General features: G+C 71.3%; 18 protein-coding genes and 2 tRNA genes. 13 read left to right on the top strand and 7 right to left on the bottom strand.

The window, feature by feature from the left end:
- Positions 1–2: 2 nt before the first annotated feature.
- Positions 3–75, bottom strand: a tRNA-Arg gene (locus tag JWQ92_RS01265).
- A gap of 14 nt (positions 76–89) precedes the next feature.
- Positions 90–1,223, bottom strand: a complete 1,134-nt coding sequence (locus JWQ92_RS01260; protein WP_297342640.1) for a hypothetical protein — start codon at positions 1,221–1,223, stop codon at positions 90–92.
- 140 nt (positions 1,224–1,363) lie between these two features.
- Between JWQ92_RS01260 and msrA the strand changes: the two genes are divergently transcribed.
- From msrA to JWQ92_RS01240, 4 genes are all read left to right on the top strand, one after another.
- Positions 1,364–1,891, top strand: a complete 528-nt coding sequence (gene msrA, locus JWQ92_RS01255) for a peptide-methionine (S)-S-oxide reductase MsrA (protein ID WP_297342639.1) — start codon at positions 1,364–1,366, stop codon at positions 1,889–1,891.
- A 188-nt stretch (positions 1,892–2,079) separates the two neighbouring features.
- On the top strand, positions 2,080–2,634 hold the full coding sequence (locus JWQ92_RS01250) for a single-stranded DNA-binding protein (protein WP_297342638.1): 555 nt from the start codon (positions 2,080–2,082) through the stop codon (positions 2,632–2,634).
- 44 nt (positions 2,635–2,678) lie between these two features.
- A complete protein-coding gene (gene ettA / locus JWQ92_RS01245; RefSeq protein WP_297342637.1) occupies positions 2,679–4,361 on the top strand; it encodes an energy-dependent translational throttle protein EttA in 1,683 nt (560 codons plus the stop codon).
- A 1-nt stretch (position 4,362) separates the two neighbouring features.
- A complete protein-coding gene (locus tag JWQ92_RS01240) occupies positions 4,363–4,839 on the top strand; it encodes a thioesterase family protein (RefSeq protein ID WP_297342636.1) in 477 nt (158 codons plus the stop codon).
- Between the two features lie 137 nt (positions 4,840–4,976).
- On the opposite strand, the gene JWQ92_RS01235 is transcribed toward JWQ92_RS01240, so the two are convergent.
- Complete coding sequence (locus tag JWQ92_RS01235) at positions 4,977–5,852, bottom strand: acyl-CoA thioesterase II (protein WP_297342635.1); 876 nt, start codon at positions 5,850–5,852, stop codon at positions 4,977–4,979.
- A 71-nt stretch (positions 5,853–5,923) separates the two neighbouring features.
- On the opposite strand from JWQ92_RS01235, the gene JWQ92_RS01230 reads away from it, so the two are divergent.
- Positions 5,924–6,604 carry a hypothetical protein gene (locus tag JWQ92_RS01230; protein ID WP_297342634.1) on the top strand — a complete coding sequence of 227 codons (681 nt, stop codon included), beginning with the start codon at positions 5,924–5,926 and terminating at the stop codon, positions 6,602–6,604.
- A 103-nt stretch (positions 6,605–6,707) separates the two neighbouring features.
- On the top strand, positions 6,708–6,932 hold the full coding sequence (locus JWQ92_RS01225; RefSeq protein WP_297342633.1) for a hypothetical protein: 225 nt from the start codon (positions 6,708–6,710) through the stop codon (positions 6,930–6,932).
- A 6-nt stretch (positions 6,933–6,938) separates the two neighbouring features.
- Here JWQ92_RS01225 and JWQ92_RS01220 read toward each other — a convergent pair whose 3' ends face one another.
- Genes JWQ92_RS01220 through pepN form a run of 3 tightly spaced genes read right to left on the bottom strand, consistent with a single transcriptional unit; the run spans position 6,939 to position 11,044 of the window.
- A complete protein-coding gene (locus JWQ92_RS01220) occupies positions 6,939–7,346 on the bottom strand; it encodes a globin (protein ID WP_297342632.1) in 408 nt (135 codons plus the stop codon).
- Positions 7,336–8,508 carry a mechanosensitive ion channel domain-containing protein gene (locus tag JWQ92_RS01215; RefSeq protein ID WP_297342631.1) on the bottom strand — a complete coding sequence of 391 codons (1,173 nt, stop codon included), beginning with the start codon at positions 8,506–8,508 and terminating at the stop codon, positions 7,336–7,338. Before JWQ92_RS01215 ends, JWQ92_RS01220 begins: the two co-directional genes overlap by 11 nt.
- Positions 8,501–11,044 (bottom strand): aminopeptidase N, encoded by a 2,544-nt coding sequence (gene pepN, locus JWQ92_RS01210; RefSeq protein ID WP_297342630.1) that lies wholly within the window; start codon positions 11,042–11,044, stop codon positions 8,501–8,503. Before pepN ends, JWQ92_RS01215 begins: the two co-directional genes overlap by 8 nt.
- A gap of 262 nt (positions 11,045–11,306) precedes the next feature.
- Between pepN and JWQ92_RS01205 the strand changes: the two genes are divergently transcribed.
- The 6 genes from JWQ92_RS01205 to JWQ92_RS01180 all read left to right on the top strand — a co-directional run bounded on the left by JWQ92_RS01205 (position 11,307) and on the right by JWQ92_RS01180 (position 16,172).
- Complete coding sequence (locus JWQ92_RS01205; RefSeq protein ID WP_297342629.1) at positions 11,307–11,813, top strand: ribose-5-phosphate isomerase; 507 nt, start codon at positions 11,307–11,309, stop codon at positions 11,811–11,813.
- On the top strand, positions 11,806–12,903 hold the full coding sequence (locus tag JWQ92_RS01200; RefSeq protein WP_297342628.1) for an Fpg/Nei family DNA glycosylase: 1,098 nt from the start codon (positions 11,806–11,808) through the stop codon (positions 12,901–12,903). Before JWQ92_RS01205 ends, JWQ92_RS01200 begins: the two co-directional genes overlap by 8 nt.
- Before the next feature lies 1 nt (position 12,904).
- Positions 12,905–13,534, top strand: coding sequence for an FMN-binding negative transcriptional regulator (locus tag JWQ92_RS01195; protein ID WP_297342627.1), 630 nt, complete (start codon positions 12,905–12,907; stop codon positions 13,532–13,534).
- Positions 13,527–14,951: an amidohydrolase gene (locus JWQ92_RS01190; protein WP_297342626.1), complete on the top strand. Its 1,425-nt coding sequence runs from the start codon at positions 13,527–13,529 to the stop codon at positions 14,949–14,951. Before JWQ92_RS01195 ends, JWQ92_RS01190 begins: the two co-directional genes overlap by 8 nt.
- A gap of 170 nt (positions 14,952–15,121) precedes the next feature.
- A complete protein-coding gene (locus tag JWQ92_RS01185) occupies positions 15,122–16,051 on the top strand; it encodes an aldo/keto reductase family oxidoreductase (protein ID WP_297342625.1) in 930 nt (309 codons plus the stop codon).
- A gap of 50 nt (positions 16,052–16,101) precedes the next feature.
- Positions 16,102–16,172: transfer RNA gene (locus JWQ92_RS01180), tRNA-Gly, on the top strand.
- 87 nt (positions 16,173–16,259) lie between these two features.
- Here JWQ92_RS01180 and JWQ92_RS01175 read toward each other — a convergent pair.
- Positions 16,260–16,790, bottom strand: a complete 531-nt coding sequence (locus JWQ92_RS01175) for a hypothetical protein (RefSeq protein WP_297342624.1) — start codon at positions 16,788–16,790, stop codon at positions 16,260–16,262.
- A gap of 77 nt (positions 16,791–16,867) precedes the next feature.
- Between JWQ92_RS01175 and JWQ92_RS01170 the strand changes: the two genes are divergently transcribed.
- Complete coding sequence (locus JWQ92_RS01170) at positions 16,868–17,593, top strand: type I restriction enzyme HsdR N-terminal domain-containing protein (protein ID WP_297342623.1); 726 nt, start codon at positions 16,868–16,870, stop codon at positions 17,591–17,593.
- The last annotated feature ends 345 nt before the right edge of the window (positions 17,594–17,938 follow it).

The raw sequence follows: 17,938 nt of genomic DNA, 5'->3' as shown, positions 1-17,938 counted from the left end.
TGTGCCCCGAGCAGGACTCGAACCTGCAACCTACGGATTAGAAGGCCGTTGCTCTATCCATTGAGCTATCGGGGCGTGAACGCCCGAGTTTAGTGACGGGGCACGATGTCGTCCCCGGTGCGGGTGCGGTCCCGCACCGCGGACGCGGCCTTCGGAGGCGGCGTCTTCGACAGGTCGATGTCGCGGGTCACCTCGGCCTCGTCGTCGTAGACGTCGAGCCATGCGGGAGTCGCCTGCCGCTCGCCGACCGGCGCGGCCGGTTCGGGCTCCGGCCCGGGTGCCGGTTCCGGCTCCACGGGTTCCACCTGCGGTTCCGCCGTCGCTTGGGCCGCGGCGACGACCGGTTCCGGACCGGCGTGCCGGGCGTGGTCGAACCGGGGGTCGACCGCCTGTCGGTCCATCGAGTCCAGCCGGGTTCGTTGGATGAGCACCGGCTCGGTCGTCGGGGAGGGCGCCCTGTCCTCATCCGGCGCCGCTGCGGGCGCGACGCCGTCATCCGCCGCGGCCTCGGCCTGCTCGGCCTGCCGCTCGTGGGCCAGGTTCTGCGCACGCGCGGCAACCGGTTCCGGACGGCCGTCGCTCGGCGACTCCAGTGCGGCAGGGGTCTCGGGCGCGGGGGCAGCGGCGGCCGCGCTCTCCGGCTGCGGGTCGAGCTGGGCTTCGGCGTCCGCCGTCGACCGCTGGCCGGGAGCTGCAGGAGGTTCGGCGGCCGGCTGCTGCGGGTCGCGCCGGGCGGTGCGCTCGGCCCCGAGCCGCTCCACGTCGGCCGCGAACAGCCGCTTGGCGCGGCGGGGACGCCCGACCCACGCGAGAAGCCGATCGCGGACCTCCTCGACGGCCGCCGTCGTCTGCGGCACCGGCGACCCGGCGTCGCGCTCGATCGCGTCGACACGCAGCGACGCCCAGTCCGCGGCGAGGGCCGCGCCCGTTCCGCCGGAGAGCCGGAGCCGCACGTCCGCCTCGGTGCGCAGCCGCGCGATCCGCTCCCGTTCCCCGTCCGACGAGGCGCCGGCGCCGGCCGCCCTCGCCACCTCCACGAGTGCCGCGACCGCGCCGGACACGGCCTCGCGGTCCGCCCTCGCGAGCAGCGATCGGATCGCGGCGCGAGCGATCAGCGCCGCGACCACGCCCGCGACGAGGATCGCGAGCGCCGGGATCACCGCGGCGTCGAGCACGCGCTGACCCGCCGGTGACTGGAACCAGGCGACGAAGGCGTCCCACATGGCCCTCAGGGTACTGAGCACCTGTGACGGTCCGATGAACGCGGGCGCGGATCGGCTGTCGGAGGGGAACAAGGGCCCCGAGGGGCGGGTTGACTGCACTGGGTGCCGGCACAGGCGCCCGAGAACGGGAGAACCCACACATGGAAACGTTCGTGCTCGCCGGCGGCTGCTTCTGGTGCCTCGACGCCGTCTACCGTTCCCTCGACGGGGTGGCCGACGTCGTGTCCGGATACACCGGCGGGAAGCTGAAGAACCCGAGCTACGAGGCCGTCTGCAGCGGGCTGACCGGCCACGCGGAGGCCGTCGCCGTCACCTTCGACCCCGACGTCATCCCGCGGGACGTGATCCTCGACGTCTTCTTCACCCTGCACGACCCACGCCAGCTGAACCGGCAGGGCAACGACGTCGGCACGCAGTACCGGTCGGCGATGTTCTACGAGGACGACGAGCAGAAGGCGATCTTCGAGTCCGCCATCGCCCGCGCCGCCGACATCTGGGACGGCCGGATCGTCACCCAGCTCGCGCCGCTCGGTGAGTTCTACCGGGCCGAGGAGTACCACCAGGACTTCTTCGCGAAGAACCCGAACCAGGGCTACTGCCTCGCCGTCGCCCTCCCGAAGGTGAACAAGGTCCGCAGGTCCTACGCGCAGTACGTCAAGGCGGCCTGAGGCGGGAACCGTTCCTCCCCAGCCCCCTTCTCCGCGGCCCGTCCTCCTCGAGGGCGGGCCGCGTCCCGTTCCGGGCGGCGGTGAGCGCATCCTTCTGGCCGGATCCGCGCGCCGCTACCTGGCACGGACGCGGCGCGCGGATCCGACTCCGCGGCACCGTGCCGCGGGCGGGAGAGGAGCAGCAGGAGATGGCCGATCGGATCACCGTCATCGGGACGCTCGGGCAGGACCCGGAGGAGCGCTCCACGAGTCGAGGGTCGGTGGTGCAGTTCCGGCTCGCGTCGACCGACCGCCGTCGCGACGCCCAGGGCAACTGGCAGGACGGCACGACCAGCTGGTACCGGGTGAACGCCTGGGGCGAGCTCGGCAGGAACGCGCTGACGTCGCTCCGCAAGGGGCAGCGGGTCATCGTGGCCGGCGACCTGAGCGTCAGCGAATGGGACGGCGCCGACGGGCACAAGGGGCGCTCCGTCGAGATCCGCGCGGCGGCGCTCGGGCACGACCTCACGTTCGGCACGAGCCGGTTCGAGCGGGGCCGGCGGGCGCAGCAGGTTCCGGGAACCGGCGAGCAGCCCGTCGTCGGGGCCGCACCGGACCCCGCCGCCGCTCCTCCGGCGCCTCCGGTCGACCACAGCGGCGAGTGGGGCGTGTCCGCCATCTCCACGACGCCGTCGCCCGCGCCGGCGGCACCCGCGGAGCCGCAGGAGGCCGACGATGCGCCGTGGATGCGCACACCGATCTGACCCCGCAGGACGGGCGGTCGCCATGCCCCGAATAGACTCGGGGCATGGCGGAGTACATCTATCAGATGGCCCGCGCCCGCAAGGCGCACGGCGACAAGCTGATCCTCGACGACGTCACGATGTCGTTCTTCCCCGGTGCCAAGATCGGCGTCGTCGGCCCGAACGGTGCCGGCAAGTCGACGATCCTGAAGATCATGGCGGGGCTCGACACCCCGAGCAACGGCGAGGCCAAGCTCACGCCCGGCTACACCGTCGGCATCCTCATGCAGGAGCCCGAGCTCGACGAATCGAAGACCGTGCTCGAGAACGTGGAGATGGGCGTCGGCGAGATCAAGGCGAAGCTCGACCGCTTCAACGAGATCGGCCTCGAGATGGCCGAGCCCGACGCCGACTACGACAAGCTCGGCGACGAGATGGCGAAGCTCCAGGACGACATCGACGCCGCCGACGGCTGGGACCTCGACTCGCAGCTCGAGCAGGCGATGGACGCGCTCCGCACCCCGCCGGGCGACGCCCTCGTCGAGTACCTGTCGGGCGGTGAGAAGCGCCGCGTCGCGCTGTGCCGGCTGCTGCTGCAGAAGCCCGACCTGCTGCTCCTCGACGAGCCCACCAACCACCTCGACGCCGAGAGCGTGCTCTGGCTCGAGCAGCACCTCTCGAAGTACCCCGGCGCCGTGCTCGCCGTCACCCACGACCGGTACTTCCTCGACCACGTCGCCCAGTGGATCGCCGAGGTCGACCGCGGACGCCTCTACCCGTACGAGGGCAACTACTCCACCTACCTCGAGAAGAAGCAGCAGCGGCTGCAGGTCCAGGGGAAGAAGGACGCGAAGCTCGCGAAGCGCCTCTCCGAGGAGCTCGACTGGGTCCGCTCCAACGCCAAGGGCCGTCAGGCGAAGTCGAAGGCGCGGCTCGGCCGCTACGAGGAGATGGTCGCCGAGGCCGAGCGCACGAGGAAGCTCGACTTCGAGGAGATCCAGATCCCCGTCGGCCCGCGCCTCGGCAGCCAGGTCATCGAGGCGAGGAAGCTCGAGAAGGGCTTCGACGGCCGTCCGCTGATCGAGGGCCTCAGCTTCACGCTGCCCCGCAACGGGATCGTCGGCGTCATCGGCCCGAACGGCGTCGGCAAGACCACGCTGTTCAAGACGATCGTGGGGCTCGAGCCGCTCGACGGCGGTGACCTGAAGATCGGCGAGACGGTCGACATCTCCTACGTCGACCAGTCGCGCGCCGGCATCGACCCGAAGAAGACGCTCTGGGAGGTCGTGTCCGACGGCCTGGACTACATCCACGTCGGCAACACGGAGATCCCGTCGCGCGCCTACGTGTCGACGTTCGGATTCAAGGGGCCCGACCAGCAGAAGCCGGCCGGCGTGCTCTCCGGTGGCGAGCGCAACCGCCTGAACCTCGCGCTCACGCTGAAGCAGGGCGGCAACCTGCTGCTGCTCGACGAGCCGACCAACGACCTCGACGTGGAGACGCTGTCGAGCCTCGAGAACGCGCTGCTCGAGTTCCCGGGCTGCGCCGTGGTCATCACTCACGACCGGTGGTTCCTCGACCGGATCGCGACGCACATCCTGGCGTACGAGGGCACGGCCGAGCAGCCGGGCAGCTGGTACTGGTTCGAGGGCAACTTCCAGGCGTACGAGGAGAACAAGGCGGAGCGGCTCGGCCCCGAGTCGGTCGGCGTCGGCCGCGGGGTGTATCGCAAGCTCACCCGCGTCTGACATGCGGCTGCACGTCGCGGTCCCGCTCCGCTGGAGCGACATCGACGCGTACGCGCACGTCAACAACGCCGCGATGCTGCACCTCCTCGAGGAGATCCGCATCGAGGCGTTCTGGGTGACGGGGGAGGACGCGGACTCGCCCGAGCGTGTCGGTCCCCGCGTGCTCGACGGCCGTCCGGGGTCCGACACGCTCGCGCTGATCGCCCGGCAGGAGATCGAGTACCTGCACCCGATCCCGTTCCAGCGGGCGCCGCTCGACGCCGAGGTGTGGATCAGCCGGATGGGTGGAGCGAGCCTCGAGCTGAACTACGAGATCCACACGCCGGCCGGGGTGGAGCCGCGGGCCCTCTACACGCGGGCGGCGACGACCCTCGTGCTCGCGAACGCGAACGACTCGAAGCCGCGCCGCATCACACCGGCGGAGAAGGCGGCCTGGGCGCCGTACGTGGAGGATCCGGTCCGCTTCACGCGCCGCTGACCGCCACGGGTCCACCCGCGCCGCTCAGGAAGTGCATGTGCGCATCGCGCGGATCCGGAGAAACCGCGCGGCGCGCCGACTGATCGGTGCAGGCGCGGCGTGTCGTGCAAGAACTCCGGAACGGCGCGGTGAAGCGATCAGGCGAGCGGCCTCGACGGGACGCGGACCATGCCCTCCTGCGCCACGGAGGCGACGAGCACGCCCTCCCGGGTGAAGATGCGCCCGAGGGAGAGGCCGCGGCCACCGCTCGCGCTCGTCGACTCCTGTACGTACAGCAGCCACTCGTCGACGCGCACCGGCCGGTGCCACCACATCGCGTGGTCGAGGCTCGCCGCCTTCAGGCCCGGGGCCGCCCACGGCAGGCCGTGGCGTCGGAACGTCGGCTCGAGGATCGTGTAGTCGCTGGCGTACGCGAGTGCCGCGCGGTGCAGCGCCGGGTCGTCGGGGAGGTCGCCGATCGCCTTCAGCCAGACGGCCTGGTGCGCGACCCGCTCGCCCTCGACGGAGAGGAAGACGGGCGACTCGACGTGGCGCATGTCGAACGGCCGCCCGGTGGCCCAGTACTGCGCCATCGGATGATCGATGGCGGCCAGCGCGCTGCGCTCATCGGGCAGGTCCTCGGGCGCAGGAAGCCCCTCGGGCATCGTCGCCTGGTGCTCGAGGCCGTCGTCGACGGTCTGGAACGACGCGATCATGGACAGGATCGGGACCCCGCCCTGGTACGCCTGCGTGCGCCGGGTCGAGAACGACCGGCCGTCGTGGATCCGGTCGACCGCCAGCGTGATCTGCGTCTCGACGTCGCCGGGGCGCAGGAAGTAGCCGTGCATCGAGTGCACGTGCCGGCCCTCCGGTGCGGTCCGGGTCGCCGCGACGACGGACTGCGCGAGCACCTGGCCGCCGAACAGACGCCCCGCAGGGCTCCACTGCGGTGTGCCGGTGAAGATGTCCTCCGAGGTGCGCGCGCCCGTGTCGACGAGGTCGAGCGCAGCCAGCATCCCGGCGAGCGGATCCATCTGCAGCTCCTCGCGTCAGTGGTGCGGCCGACGTGCCGCGGGGGGTGGGCGGGGTAAGTTTAGGGGCGCTCATGGACCGGACCCTCGACCTGCCCGACGCTGCGGCGCTCGTCGATCTGCAGACCTATCTCGGCCGGGCGGACGCCGTCGAACGGGCGTCGGTGCGGCTCGTCGGAGGCGCGGGCGTGCTCGCCGTGTACACGGCGGTGCTGTACCCGTCCGGGCTGCTCGACGACACCCCGACCGTGCTCGGGCTGCGCACCGTCGGTATCGACCCCGAGCAGGACCTCGATGTCGTCGTGCCGATCGCCTCGTTCGTGGAGCGGCTCAAGCGGGCGAGCGAGTCGCTCGCGGAGGCCGCGGAGGCGGTGCAGGTCGGTATCCCCGCTGAGGTGAACACGGTGACGTGGGCCGGCGTCGCGCCGCCCCGCAGCGGGTGGGTGGCGGTCGGGCAGACGCAGGCCGATGTGCTGACCGACGTGGCGAAGGCCGGCATCGTGGAGGTGGCGGAGGCGCTGCCCACCGACGCGGGTGAGCCGCTCGTGCGCCGCGTCCGCGCCGACGTCTGGAGCCGCCCGATCGAGGGCGCCGAGCACGTGCCTGCCGGCGCGGCGTTCGCCGCGCACAGCCTCGGGTTCCTCGGGGACCCGCTCGAGCAGATCCCGATCTACGACTCGGGCCCCTGGACGCGCCTCAGCACCGAGCGCGGGCACGTGCTCGTCAAGCGTCGCGCCTGGTCGCTCCAGGGCTGACTCCGCCTCCGGCCTCGCGTCGACGGGGGAGAGGGCGCCGTTTGGGGCGCGGACCCTCGCTCTGGGGCTGCCCCCGATGACCGCGCGTTCCTAGCCTGAGCGGGTGACCGATCAGCAGACCGTGCCGACGCCCGCCGCGTCGTTGCCGGTGCTGCCCGGATCCGGATCCCGCCTGCTCGCCGTCGCCCTGCTGGTCGTCGCCGCACTCGGCGTCGGCCGCTTCGCGCTGAAGCTGGCCGGGCTCGCCGTGCTCGGGGCGGTGGTGCTCGCGACCGTGAGTGCGCTCACCGGCGGCATCCTCCTGCTGCACGCGATGCTCGGGCACTGACCGCGGTCAGTCCTCGAACGTGTTCACCATCGCGAAGGCCGCCCGCTCGAGGTAGGCCCACAGCTCGGCCTCGTACAGGGGCGGCAGGTCGATCGCGTCCACGGCGGCGCGCATGTGGGTCAGCCACCGGTCGCGCTGCGCGGGATCGACCTTGAACGCCGCGTGCCGCATCCGCAGTCGCGGGTGGCCGCGCTGGTCGCTGTAGGCCGTCGGGCCGCCCCAGTACTGCTCGAGGAACCCGGTGAGGCGTTGGATCGCGCCCTCGAGGTCGGGTTCGGGGTAGAGGGCGAGCAGCTCGGGATCGCTCGCGACGCCCTCGTAGAAGGTGCGGACGAGCTTCTCGAACGTGGCCCGGCCGCCGACGGCCGACCAGAAGGTCGCGTCGGCGGCGGGGGCGGTGGGCTCAGCGGCCATCCGCGCCGTCCGACGGGGCACCCGGGCCGGAGACACCGCCCTGGCCGGAGGCCCCGGACGCGCCGCGCGCGCCCGATCGGGGGTGCGTCGTCGGCACGGGCCCGACCTGCGGATCGGTCAAGGGCGCCGGCTCTGTCGTCCGGGCTCGGCTCCTCGTCGGCCGGCGAGGAGCCGAGCCGAGGCGAGCCGGCCGGATGCCGCGGAGCGCGCCCGCCACCTCGAAGCGGTCGAGCGGTGCGCTCGTGATCGCCGACGGCTCCACGCCCGCGGCCACCAGCGCTTCCCGCAGATGCACCCGGAGCGACCAGGCGACGTCGTCGCGGGTGTTCACGCGCGTGCGGGCCACGAGGCGCAGCACGATGCCGTCCGGGCTGACCGACTCGATGCCCCACAGCTCCGGCTTCTCCGCGATGTACGGCGCCCATTGCGGATCGCTCAGCACCTCGGTGGCCGCGGCGAGCAACCGCTGCTGCACCGCCTCCACGTCCACGTCCTTCGGTACGGTGACGTCGACGATCGCGCGCGACCAGCCCTGCGACATGTTCCCGACGCGGGTGATCTCGCCGTTGCGGACGTACCAGAGCACGCCGTTGACGTCACGGATCTGCGTGACGCGGATGCCGACGGCCTCGACCACGCCGGATGCGAGGTCGGTGTTCACCACGTCGCCGACACCGAGCTGGTCGTCCGCGACCATGAACAGACCGGTGAGCACGTCCTTGACGATGTTCTGCGCGCCGAAGCCGAGGCCTGCGCCCAATGCGGCCGTGATCAGGGAGAACGCGCCGATGATCTGCGCGTTGATCACCCCGACGATGCTGAGGATCGCGATGATCGTCACCGTCGCCGACACGAGGTTGTTCAGCACGGAGCCGAGCGTGCGGGTGCGGGCCACGAGCCGGGCCGCGGCGACCGGCGAGGCGAGCAGGGCCTGCGTGTTCTCCGCGTGCTGCCGTCGCTTCACGCCCGAGACGATGCGCTCGACGAACAGGCGCACGATCCGGTGCGCGATGGCGCGCACTACCAGCGCGATCACCACGATCGCGATGACGGCGATCACCTGGAGCAGCACGCCGCCCCAGGTCGACGCCCAGAACCGGTCCCAGTCCGACCGCACCGCGTCGGTCGTGGCCGACCGGAGGATCCCGAGCAGCTCAGTCACGGGCGTCCCGCGCCTGTGCCGCGAGCGCGCGCTGCACGGCGGCCGCGTTCTCGACGATCACCCGACGGAGCGCCGTCGGTTCCGGATGCGCTTCCAGCCACTGCTGCGACGCCGAGACGAGTCGCCGGTCGGCGAGCGGCGACGGGTAGAGGCCGCGGGCCAGCGCCTCGGCGATCGCGTAGCTGCGGTTCGCCCACAGCTCCTCGATCACCCGGAAGTACTCGTCGACGTACGGCTCGAGCAGCGCACGGTCGGCGGCACGGCGGAAGCCGAGGCAGGTGGCGCGAACCATCGCGTTCGGCAGGGCGGCCGAATCGACGACGGAGGCCCATGCGGCCCGCTTGCCCTCCGCCGTCGGGATCGTGGCGCGTGCGTGCGCCGCGGACTCGCGGCCCGTCGCCGTGTCGTCGGCCGCGAGCGTCGCCGTGATCTCCGCCTCGCCGGCCTTGCCGCCGGCGACGAGCGCGATGAGCAGCTCCCAGCGCAGGTCGGTGTCGACCGAGAGGCCCTCGAGGGTCTCGGCGCCGGACAGCAGCCCGCGCACCGCCTGCAGCTGCTCCTCCGTTCGGGCGAGCGCGGCGAGGTTCTTCGCGAACTGGAACTGCGCATCCGACCCGGGCGCCGCGTTGCGCAGCAGCGCGAGCACGCCGTCGCCGAGGGCGACGAGGGTCTCCTCGCGGATCTCCGGCGCGACGTAGCTGGACGCCGCGAGCGCCGCCTGCTGCAGCACCGTGCGGAGGGTCGTCGACTCGGTCTCGCTGCCGATGTTGTTGAGCACGAGCCGCACGAAGTCGCGCGGCCGCGCCTCGGCGTCCCGGGTCGCGTCCCACACCGAACCCCAGACCAGCGAGCGGGCGAGGGGCGACTCGATGGTCGAGAGGTGCGCGATGGCGCTCTCGAGGCTCTCCTCGTCGAGCCGGATCTTCGCGTACGCGAGGTCGTCGTCGTTCAGCAGCACGAGCGCGGGGCGCCGCTTGCCGACGGCCTCGGGGACGTCCGTCCGCTCGCCGGCCACGTCGAGCTCGAAGCGCTCGGCGCGGACCAGCTGCTCGTCGGACAGCTCGTAGAAGCCGATCGCCAGGCGGTGCGGGCGGATCGTCGGCTGCGCCTCACTCGCCGTCTGCCGCACCGCGAAGGCGGTGATCCAGCCGGTCTCGTCGATGTCGATCTCGGGCATCAGCGTGTTCACGCCCGCCGTCTCCAGCCAGGAGGCGCTCCACGAGGTGAGGTCCCGGCCGCTCGTGGCCTCGAGCTCGACGAGCAGGTCGCGCAGCTCGGTGTTGCCGAACGCGTGCTTCTGGAAGTAGTTGCCGACGCCCGCGAGGAAGGATTCGCGGCCGACCCAGGCGTCGAGCTGCTTCAGCACGCTCGCGCCCTTGGCGTACGTGATGCCGTCGAAGTTGACCTGAACGGCCTCGAGGTCCGGGATCTCGGCGACGATCGGATGCGTGGAGGGCAGCTGGTCCTGCGTGTAGCCCCAGCTCTTCTCCATGATGTTGAAGGTCGTCCACGCCTCGGTCCACTCGGTGGCGTCGGCGGTGGCGAGCGTGGAGATGTACTCGGCGAACGACTCGTTCAGCCAGAGGTCGTTCCACCACTTCATGGTCACGAGGTCGCCGAACCACATGTGGGCGAGCTCGTGGAGGATCGTGACGACCCGCCGCTCCTTCACCGCGTCCGACACCTTCGAGCGGAAGACGTAGGACTCGACGAACGTGACTGCGCCCGCGTTCTCCATCGCGCCCGCGTTGTACTCGGGCACGAAGAGCTGGTCGTACTTCTCGAACGGGTACGGCACCCCGAAGATCCGCTCGAAGAACTCGAAGCCCTTCTTCGTGATGTCGAATACGTAGTCCGCGTCGAGGTGCTGGAACAGGGAGGCGCGGGCGAAGGCGCCGAGAGGGATCGTGCGGCCGTCGGCGCTCGTCAGCTCGTCGCGCGCGACGCGGTACGGGCCCGCGATGAGGGCGGTGATGTAGGAGGAGAGCCGCGGCGTCGGCTCGAAGCGCCAGGTCGCGACGTCGCCGTCGATCTCCGGCTCGGGCGTCGGCTGGTTCGACACGACCTGCCAGCGCGCCGGCGCCGTGACGGTGAAGCGGAACGTCGCCTTCAGGTCGGGCTGCTCGAAGACCGCGAACATGCGGCGGGAGTCCGGCACCTCGAACTGCGAGTAGAGGTAGACCTCGTCGTCGACGGGGTCGACGAACCGGTGCAGGCCCTCACCGGTGTTCGTGTACATCGCGTCGGCGACGATCACGAGCTCGTTCTCGGCCGCCAGCCCGGGCAGCTGGATGCGCACGCCGTCGCTCACCTCGGCGGGGTCGAGGGCCTTCCCGTTGAGGGTGACGGCGTGCACGGTGCGGGTGATCGCATCGATGAACGTCGACGCCCCGGCGGTGCCGGTGAAGCGCACCGTGGTGGTGGATCCGAAGACCTCTGCGCCGCGCGTCAGGTCGAGCTCGACCTCGTACGCGGACGGCTGCACGAGGCCTGCGCGCTCCTGGGCCTCGACGCGGGTGAGGTTCTCTCCGGGCATGTGACGCTCCTGCAGTCCTGGTCGACCTGTTCGGTACGGCCGACCACCCTACTGAGCCTCGCTGGTCCCACTCCGCGCCTCCGCATCGCCGTGATCCGTCGGGGCCGTTCGCGCCGTTCCGGAGAAACGGGCCGACACGCCGCCGTCTCCGCCCGCCGCGCGGCGTGTCGGCCAGGAACTCCGGAACGGCGCGACCCGCGCACGTCGGAGCGGTCTCGTCGGAGGCCCGAAGGGGTTCCGCAGCCCGTCCTAGACTCGCGACATGCGCGTCCACATCGGGACCGACCACGCCGGCCTCGGCTTCAGCCGGCACCTGCGGGAGCACCTGGAATCGGCCGGCCACGAGGTCGTGGACCACGGTCCGACCGCCTACGACCCGCTCGACGACTACCCCTCGTTCTGCATCAACGCCGCCCTCGGGGTCGTCGACGACCAGGCGAAGGGCGTCGAGACGCTCGCGGTGGTGTTCGGCGGATCCGGGAACGGGGAGCAGATCGCCGCGAACAAGGTGCAGGGCATCCGCGCTGCGCTCATCTGGAACGAGTCGACGGCCCTCCTCGCGCGGCAGCACAACGACGCGAACGACTGCGCGATCGGCGCCCGCCAGCACACCCTCGAGGAGGCGATGCACCTCATCGACGTGTTCCTCGCGGAGCCCTTCTCGAAGGAGGAGCGGCACGCGCGCCGTATCGCGCAGCTCGCCGAGTACGAGCGGACGGGGAACATCGAAGGCCACCCCGTCGACGATCCGGGGCACGCGCGTGCCTGAGGGGCACTCGATCCACCGGATCGCGATGCAGTTCCGGCGCAACTTCGCCGGGGACCGGGTGACGGCGTCGAGCCCCCAGGGCCGGTTCGCCGCGGGCGCCGCCGAGCTCGACGGGCGAGTGCTGCTCGGCGCCAGCGCGATCGGCAAGCATCTGCTGCTCGAGTTCTCCCCTCTGCACGGCCCCGATGCAGCTGCGCCGCACCAGGGAACCGGCGAGGTGGCCCAAGGCGACCGCATCCTCCACGTGCATCTCGGGCTCTACGGCGCGTGGGACTTCGCGGGGGAGATCGAGGCCGATGCGACCCTCGCCTCCGCGAACGGGCGGATTGGCCAGACGAATCAGCGCGGCACGTTCGTCGAGCAGGTGGCCGGCGACGACGCCTTCGAGCCGGACGTGCTGCCCGAGTCGAGCCTCAACTCCATGGGCGCGCCTCGGCGCACTCGGCTCCGCATGGCGGAGTCGGAGAAGGGCGAGGACGTCGAGCTGGAGAACTTCCCGCCCGAGCCGATCGGTCAGGTGCGGGTGCGGCTGCTGACCGAGCGTGCGGTCGCGGACCTCCGCGGCCCTACCGCGTGCGAGGTGTTCGACCCGCAGCAGGTGACGAAGCTCGTCGCGAAGCTGGGCCCCGATCCGATGCACGACTCGGGCAAGGCCGCCGAGGACCGGTTCGTCGCCGCCGTGCGGAAGTCGGCCACGCCGATCGGGCTGCAGCTGATGGACCAGAGCGTCGTCGCCGGCATCGGCAACGTCTACCGCGCCGAGCTGCTGTTCCGCGCGCGCCTCAATCCGCACACCCCGGGCAAGGAGATCCCGGTGCCCACGCTGCGGAAGCTCTGGCGGGACTGGGCGCACCTGCTCGAGATCGGCGTGCGCACGGGGCAGATGATGACGCGCGACGACCTCGACACCGAGGAGGCCTACCGGCGGGCGCTCGCGAGCCGCGAGGAGCGCCACTACGTCTACAAGCGCACCGGCCTGCGCAGCCCGCGGGGGCGCGGGCAGGTCGTGATGGAGGAGATGGGCGGCCGCAACCTCTACTGGGCGCCCGGCTGGCAGACGCTGCCGAAGCCCAAGCCGGCGGAGGGCTGACATGCGCCAGAACCCGAGCTTCTCGCTGGCGGACACGGCGGCCATCAAGCAGCTGATCAGAGACAACCCGTGGTCGACCCTCGTGTCGGACACGTCGGAGGGACTCGTCGCCTCCCACTACCCGGTGCTCGTCGACGACGACCGCGAGGAGCTCAGCGTCCTCACGCACGTCGGCCGGCCCGACGACCTGGTGCACGAGCTCGGGCAGCACGAGCTGCTCGTCGTGATCCAGGGCCCGCACGGCTACATCTCGCCGTCCTGGTACGACGAGAACCCCGCCGTGCCGACCTGGAACTTCGTGGCCGCGCACCTGCGCGGCGTACCCGAGATCCTCTCGCCCGAGGAGAACTTCGCCGTGCTCGGGAAGCTCGTCGACCACTTCGAGGACCGGGTGCCGGAGCCGCGGCGGATGCTCGCCGCGCCCACGGACGCGGCGTACGCGGAGCGCATCCAGTCGGGCACGGTCGGCATCCGCCTCACGCCCACCTCGGTGACCGCGAAGGCCAAGCTGAGCCAGAACCGCCCGCTGCACATCGTGGACTCGGTGATCGGGCACCTCGAAGGTGACGGCCCCTACGCGCAGCCCGCGCTCGCGGCGCTCATGCGGGAGGCGCGGCAGCGGCGTGCCTGACCTGCTGCTCCGGCGCAGCCGAATCGGCCGCGCCGTCGTCGACGTGCGCGTGGCAGAGGGTCGGATCGTCGCGATCGAGCCCACGCTCGAGCCCGACGGCGCCGAGGTCGTCGACGCGGACGGACGGATGCTGCTCCGCGGCCTCTGGGACGAGCACGTGCACGTCACCCAGGCGGCCCTCGCGAGCACCTGGCTGCCCCTCGGCGGCGCCGGATCGGCGGCGGAGGCCGCCGCGCTCGTCCGCGCCTCCCTGCCGGACCGGCCGGTCGAACCCGTCGTCGGCATCGGGTTCCGCGACGGCGTCTGGCCGGACCGGCCGACCCGCGCCCTGCTCGACGAGGCGGCGGGGGAGCGGTCCGTCGTGCTGCAGAGCCACGACATCCACGCCGTCTGGCTGAACAGCGCCGCGGGCCGGCGCTTCGGCGTGGAGCTCGACGAGTCGGGACTGCTCCGCGAGGACGCCGCCTTCGCTGTCTCCCGGGCCGTGCGGAACCTGGCGGACGCGGACGCGGACGCGGCCGTCACCGCGCTCGCCGAGACGGCCGCCCGGTCCGGGGTCGTCGGGATCGTCGACTTCGAGATGGCCTGGAACGCGGCCTCATGGGCGCGTCGCTCCGCGAGCGGGCTCGACAGCCTCCGGATCGAGGCCGCGATCTACTCGGCCGACCTCGAGCGGGCCGTCGCCGAGGGCCTGCGCACGGGCGATCCGATCGGGGAGTCCGGTCTCGTGTCGGTGGGGCCCATGAAGGCGCTCGCCGATGGTGCGCTGAACACCCGCACGGCGTTCTGCACAGATCCGTACCCCGACGGCGGCCACGGGGTGCTGACCCTGCCGGGGGAGCCGCTGCGCCGGCTGCTGGCCGCCGCGGCCGAGGCACGCCTGACACCGGCGATCCACGCGATCGGCGACGCCGCCGTCACCGAGGTGCTCGACGCGTTCGCCGCGACCGGCACGCGCGGCCGGATCGAGCACGCCCAGCTCGTCGCCGACGCCGACCTGCCGCGTTTCGCGGCGCTCGGGGTGGTCGCGAGCGTGCAGCCGGGGCACCTGCTGCACGACCGCGAGGTCGCCGAGCAGCATTGGCCGGGCCGGACCGGCCGCACCTACCCGTTCCGGTCGCTGCTCGACGCCGGCGCCACGCTCGTGTTCGGGTCGGACGCCCCCGTCGCGCCTCTCGACCCGTGGCTCGCGGTGCGCGCGGCCATCGAGCGCACCGGAGACGATCGACCGCCCTGGCATCCGGAGCAGCGCATCCGCATCGACGAGGCGCTCGCCGCCGCCACCCGCGGCCGGGCCGAGCCCCAGGTCGGCGATGTGGCCGACCTCGTGCTGATCGACCTGCCGCCCGAGCGGATGCACGCCGGCGCCGTGGCGGCCACCCTCGTCGCCGGGCGCTTCACCCACCGCCCGCTCTGACAGGCAGCCGTCGCGCTGAGCCGTGTGCAGGTTCCCGTGCCGTCTGCAGGACGGATCCGGCCATCCGACCCTGCACATGGCGTCGGAACCTGCACCCGGCGCGGACGACGGGGCTTCCCGGCGAGAAGGCCGCAGTGCATTCTCAGGCGGCGGCACGGTAAGACGGGAGCGTGAAGAACCTTCCCGTCCCCGGTTTCGACCTGCCCGTCTCGAACGTGATCCTCGGCCTGATGCGGATCACGGAGATCTCCGCCGAGGAGATCCGCACCCTTGTCGGTACCGCGAGGGACGTGGGCATCACGTTCTTCGACCACGCCGACGTCTACGGCGACGATCCGCACGACTGCGAGGGCCGCTTCGGCGACGCGCTGCAGCTGAGCTCGTCCGACCGCGAGCAGATGATCATCCAGAGCAAGGTCGGCCTGCGCGACGGCTTCTGGGACTTCTCCAAGGAGCACATCCTCGAGAGCGTCGACGCGTCGCTCCGGGCGCTGCGCACCGACTACCTCGACGTGCTCCTGCTCCACCGCCCGGACACGCTGATGGAGCCGGAGGAGGTCGCGGATGCGTTCGACGCGCTGCACAGCGCCGGCAAGGTGCGCCACTTCGGCGTCTCGAACCAGACCCCCGGGCAGACCGAGCTGCTCCGTCGCTCGGTGCGTCAGCCGCTGATGTTCAACCAGGTGCAGCTGAGCATCACGCACGCGAACCTGATCACGCAGGGCATCGCGGCGAACATGGCGGACCTCCCGCAGTCCGTCGACCGCGACAACGGGATCCTGGACTACGCCCGGCTCAACGGGATCGTCCTGCAGGCCTGGTCGCCCTTCCAGAAGGGCTTCTTCAACGGGGTCTTCCTCGGCGACCGCGAGAACTACGCCGAGCTGAACGATCGGATCGACGCGCTCGCGGCCAAGTACGACGTGACGCCGACCGCGATCGCTGTCGCGTGGATCACTCGCCACCCGGCGAAGATGCAGGTCGTGCTCGGCACGACGAAGGCCCAGCGCGTGCGCGAATCGGCGGCCGGCTCCGACCTGCCGCTCACCCGCGAGGAGTGGTACGGCCTCTTCACCGCCGCAGGGCACCTCCTGCCCTGACCGACGGCTGCAGTAGCCTTGACGGGCTCGCTGCTCGGGTGGCGGGCGCCGGGGATGTAGCTCAATGGCAGAGCCTCAGTCTTCCAAACTGATGGTGCGGGTTCGATTCCCGTCATCCCCTCTGAGAAGATCGCCGCGCCCACGTCAGGAGGGCGGCCGGGACGCATTCGGTCCTGGTCGACCTCGAGCTCTCGCGGGGGCGCCCGGCTCAGCCGGCTTTCGAGATCTCGAGTCGAAGGGTGTGGCCGTGCGCCGCGAAGGCGCCGTCCGGTTCTCCGGTCACGACCTCGAACACCGCGCCGTCCGGCGACGTCCGTTCCACGACGTGCGAGGACGACTCCGCGATGGACCCGATGATCTGCCACACCCTCTGTCGGGTCGCTCGCTTGTTCACGCTCCGGCTCACGCCGACGGTCACTGCATAGGTGCCGTCCGACTCGATCCGGTCGCTCAGCCATGTGAACCCGGCCGCGTCAACGGCGGCCCGAAGATGTGGCGCGAGGTGCGTCTCGGGCGCCTCAGCCACCCATCCCGGCTCCTCAGCCAGTCTCTGCAACTCGGCAAGCGACGGGAGCAGCCAGGCGGCCGTGCCGACTCCCCGGAAGACGTCATCGTTGTCCCATCGGGGTACTTGCTGATCCACCTCCGCATCATGGCAGGGGCCGCGATCTTGGGGAGACGCAAAGTGAGCGCGTCCGCCCTCCTCCGATCTGGCGATCGGATCGAGGGTGCTGCGCACCGGTGCGGCGTTCCGCGCGACCGGAACCCCTTCTATAGGCTCGCGCCAAAATCCAAGCCACCGAAGGACCTACGGACATGACCGACACCTTGCAGGCGACACCCCAGAAGCCCACAGTCCCGAAATGGGAGCAGGACGCTCGCGAGGCGCTCAAGCTCGCGATCCGCAAGTTCTCCAGGCCGCTCCAGGATCTCGTCCAGCGCGACGCGAACGAAGGCGACACTCGGCTCCTCGTCACGGACTTCCTCTGTGAGGGGCTCGGGTACGACAAGTACGAGGACCTTACGACGGAGTTCGCAGTCCGGGGCGAGTTCGCCGACTATGGCGTTCGCATCGACAAGCAGCTCGTCGCGTTCATCGAGGTCAAGCGCGCCGCGCAGAAGCTCAACGTTCGGCATCTGCGGCAGGTGGAAACGTATGCCGTGAAGGAAGGCCTGGAATGGGTCATTCTGACCAATGGTCAGACCTGGCAGGCCTATCACGTGTTCGCGGCGACCGGTCAGCAGGTTGAGGTCCACCTCGCACTGGAGGTCGACCTCTTGAGCGAGGAGAGTCCGTCTAAGAAGGTCGAGTCGCTGCTCTACCTGCACCGGGCGGCTCTGAAGCGCGATCTCATCAGCGACCTTTGGAAGCGGAAGGCAGCCACGGCGCCTACCGCCATGGCCGAGGTGTTGATGACCGACGCGGTCGTCGACGCCGTGCGCAAGGAGATCAAGCGCGCGAGTCGCTACAACCCCGAGCCTGACGAGGTCGCTCGAATCCTTCGCAGCGAAGTGATCCGACCGGAACTTCTCCTGAAATAGCTGCCCACCCACCGCTCCGAAACGAGACCTACCGCGGGGGCCGAGCAGCACGGCGAGCAGGAGGATCCCCGCGGCAGATGCGGGCGGTCATCAGCACCTCGCGACTCGCCTCGTGCGCGGACGGGTACGACGATCTGCGACTCGAACCGTTCGACGGCGCCGTTCCAGCGGTCCGCCCACGCGGCGACGTCGTCCTGTTCGATCATGGCGGCGCATCCGTTTCGGCGGTCCCCACCGCGGGCGTCGGTTCAGGCGTACGGTGTGCGGCGTCCAGCCCCGCAGCTTCCGTTCAGGAACCCGCCGACGGGCCGGTCCGTGGGCACGGCGACCCCTGCCAGGCCACCC

The organism is Amnibacterium sp., from assembly GCF_025463795.1.
In the GTDB taxonomy this organism is placed as follows: Bacteria; Actinomycetota; Actinomycetes; order Actinomycetales; family Microbacteriaceae; genus Amnibacterium.
This window is presented reverse-complemented; position numbering and strand designations above follow the sequence as displayed.

Coding starts and splice junctions, on each gene's coding strand:
- JWQ92_RS01170 (WP_297342623.1), top strand. CDS start 16,868: ATGACCGACACCTTGCAGGCGACACCCCAGAAGCCCACAGTCCCGAAA.
- JWQ92_RS01230 (WP_297342634.1), top strand. CDS start 5,924: ATGGACCGGACCCTCGACCTGCCCGACGCTGCGGCGCTCGTCGATCTG.
- JWQ92_RS01205 (WP_297342629.1), top strand. CDS start 11,307: ATGCGCGTCCACATCGGGACCGACCACGCCGGCCTCGGCTTCAGCCGG.
- msrA (WP_297342639.1), top strand. CDS start 1,364: ATGGAAACGTTCGTGCTCGCCGGCGGCTGCTTCTGGTGCCTCGACGCC.
- JWQ92_RS01195 (WP_297342627.1), top strand. CDS start 12,905: ATGCGCCAGAACCCGAGCTTCTCGCTGGCGGACACGGCGGCCATCAAG.
- JWQ92_RS01250 (WP_297342638.1), top strand. CDS start 2,080: ATGGCCGATCGGATCACCGTCATCGGGACGCTCGGGCAGGACCCGGAG.
- pepN (WP_297342630.1), bottom strand. CDS start 11,044: ATGCCCGGAGAGAACCTCACCCGCGTCGAGGCCCAGGAGCGCGCAGGC.
- JWQ92_RS01260 (WP_297342640.1), bottom strand. CDS start 1,223: ATGTGGGACGCCTTCGTCGCCTGGTTCCAGTCACCGGCGGGTCAGCGC.
- JWQ92_RS01235 (WP_297342635.1), bottom strand. CDS start 5,852: ATGGATCCGCTCGCCGGGATGCTGGCTGCGCTCGACCTCGTCGACACG.
- ettA (WP_297342637.1), top strand. CDS start 2,679: ATGGCGGAGTACATCTATCAGATGGCCCGCGCCCGCAAGGCGCACGGC.
- JWQ92_RS01240 (WP_297342636.1), top strand. CDS start 4,363: ATGCGGCTGCACGTCGCGGTCCCGCTCCGCTGGAGCGACATCGACGCG.
- JWQ92_RS01220 (WP_297342632.1), bottom strand. CDS start 7,346: ATGGCCGCTGAGCCCACCGCCCCCGCCGCCGACGCGACCTTCTGGTCG.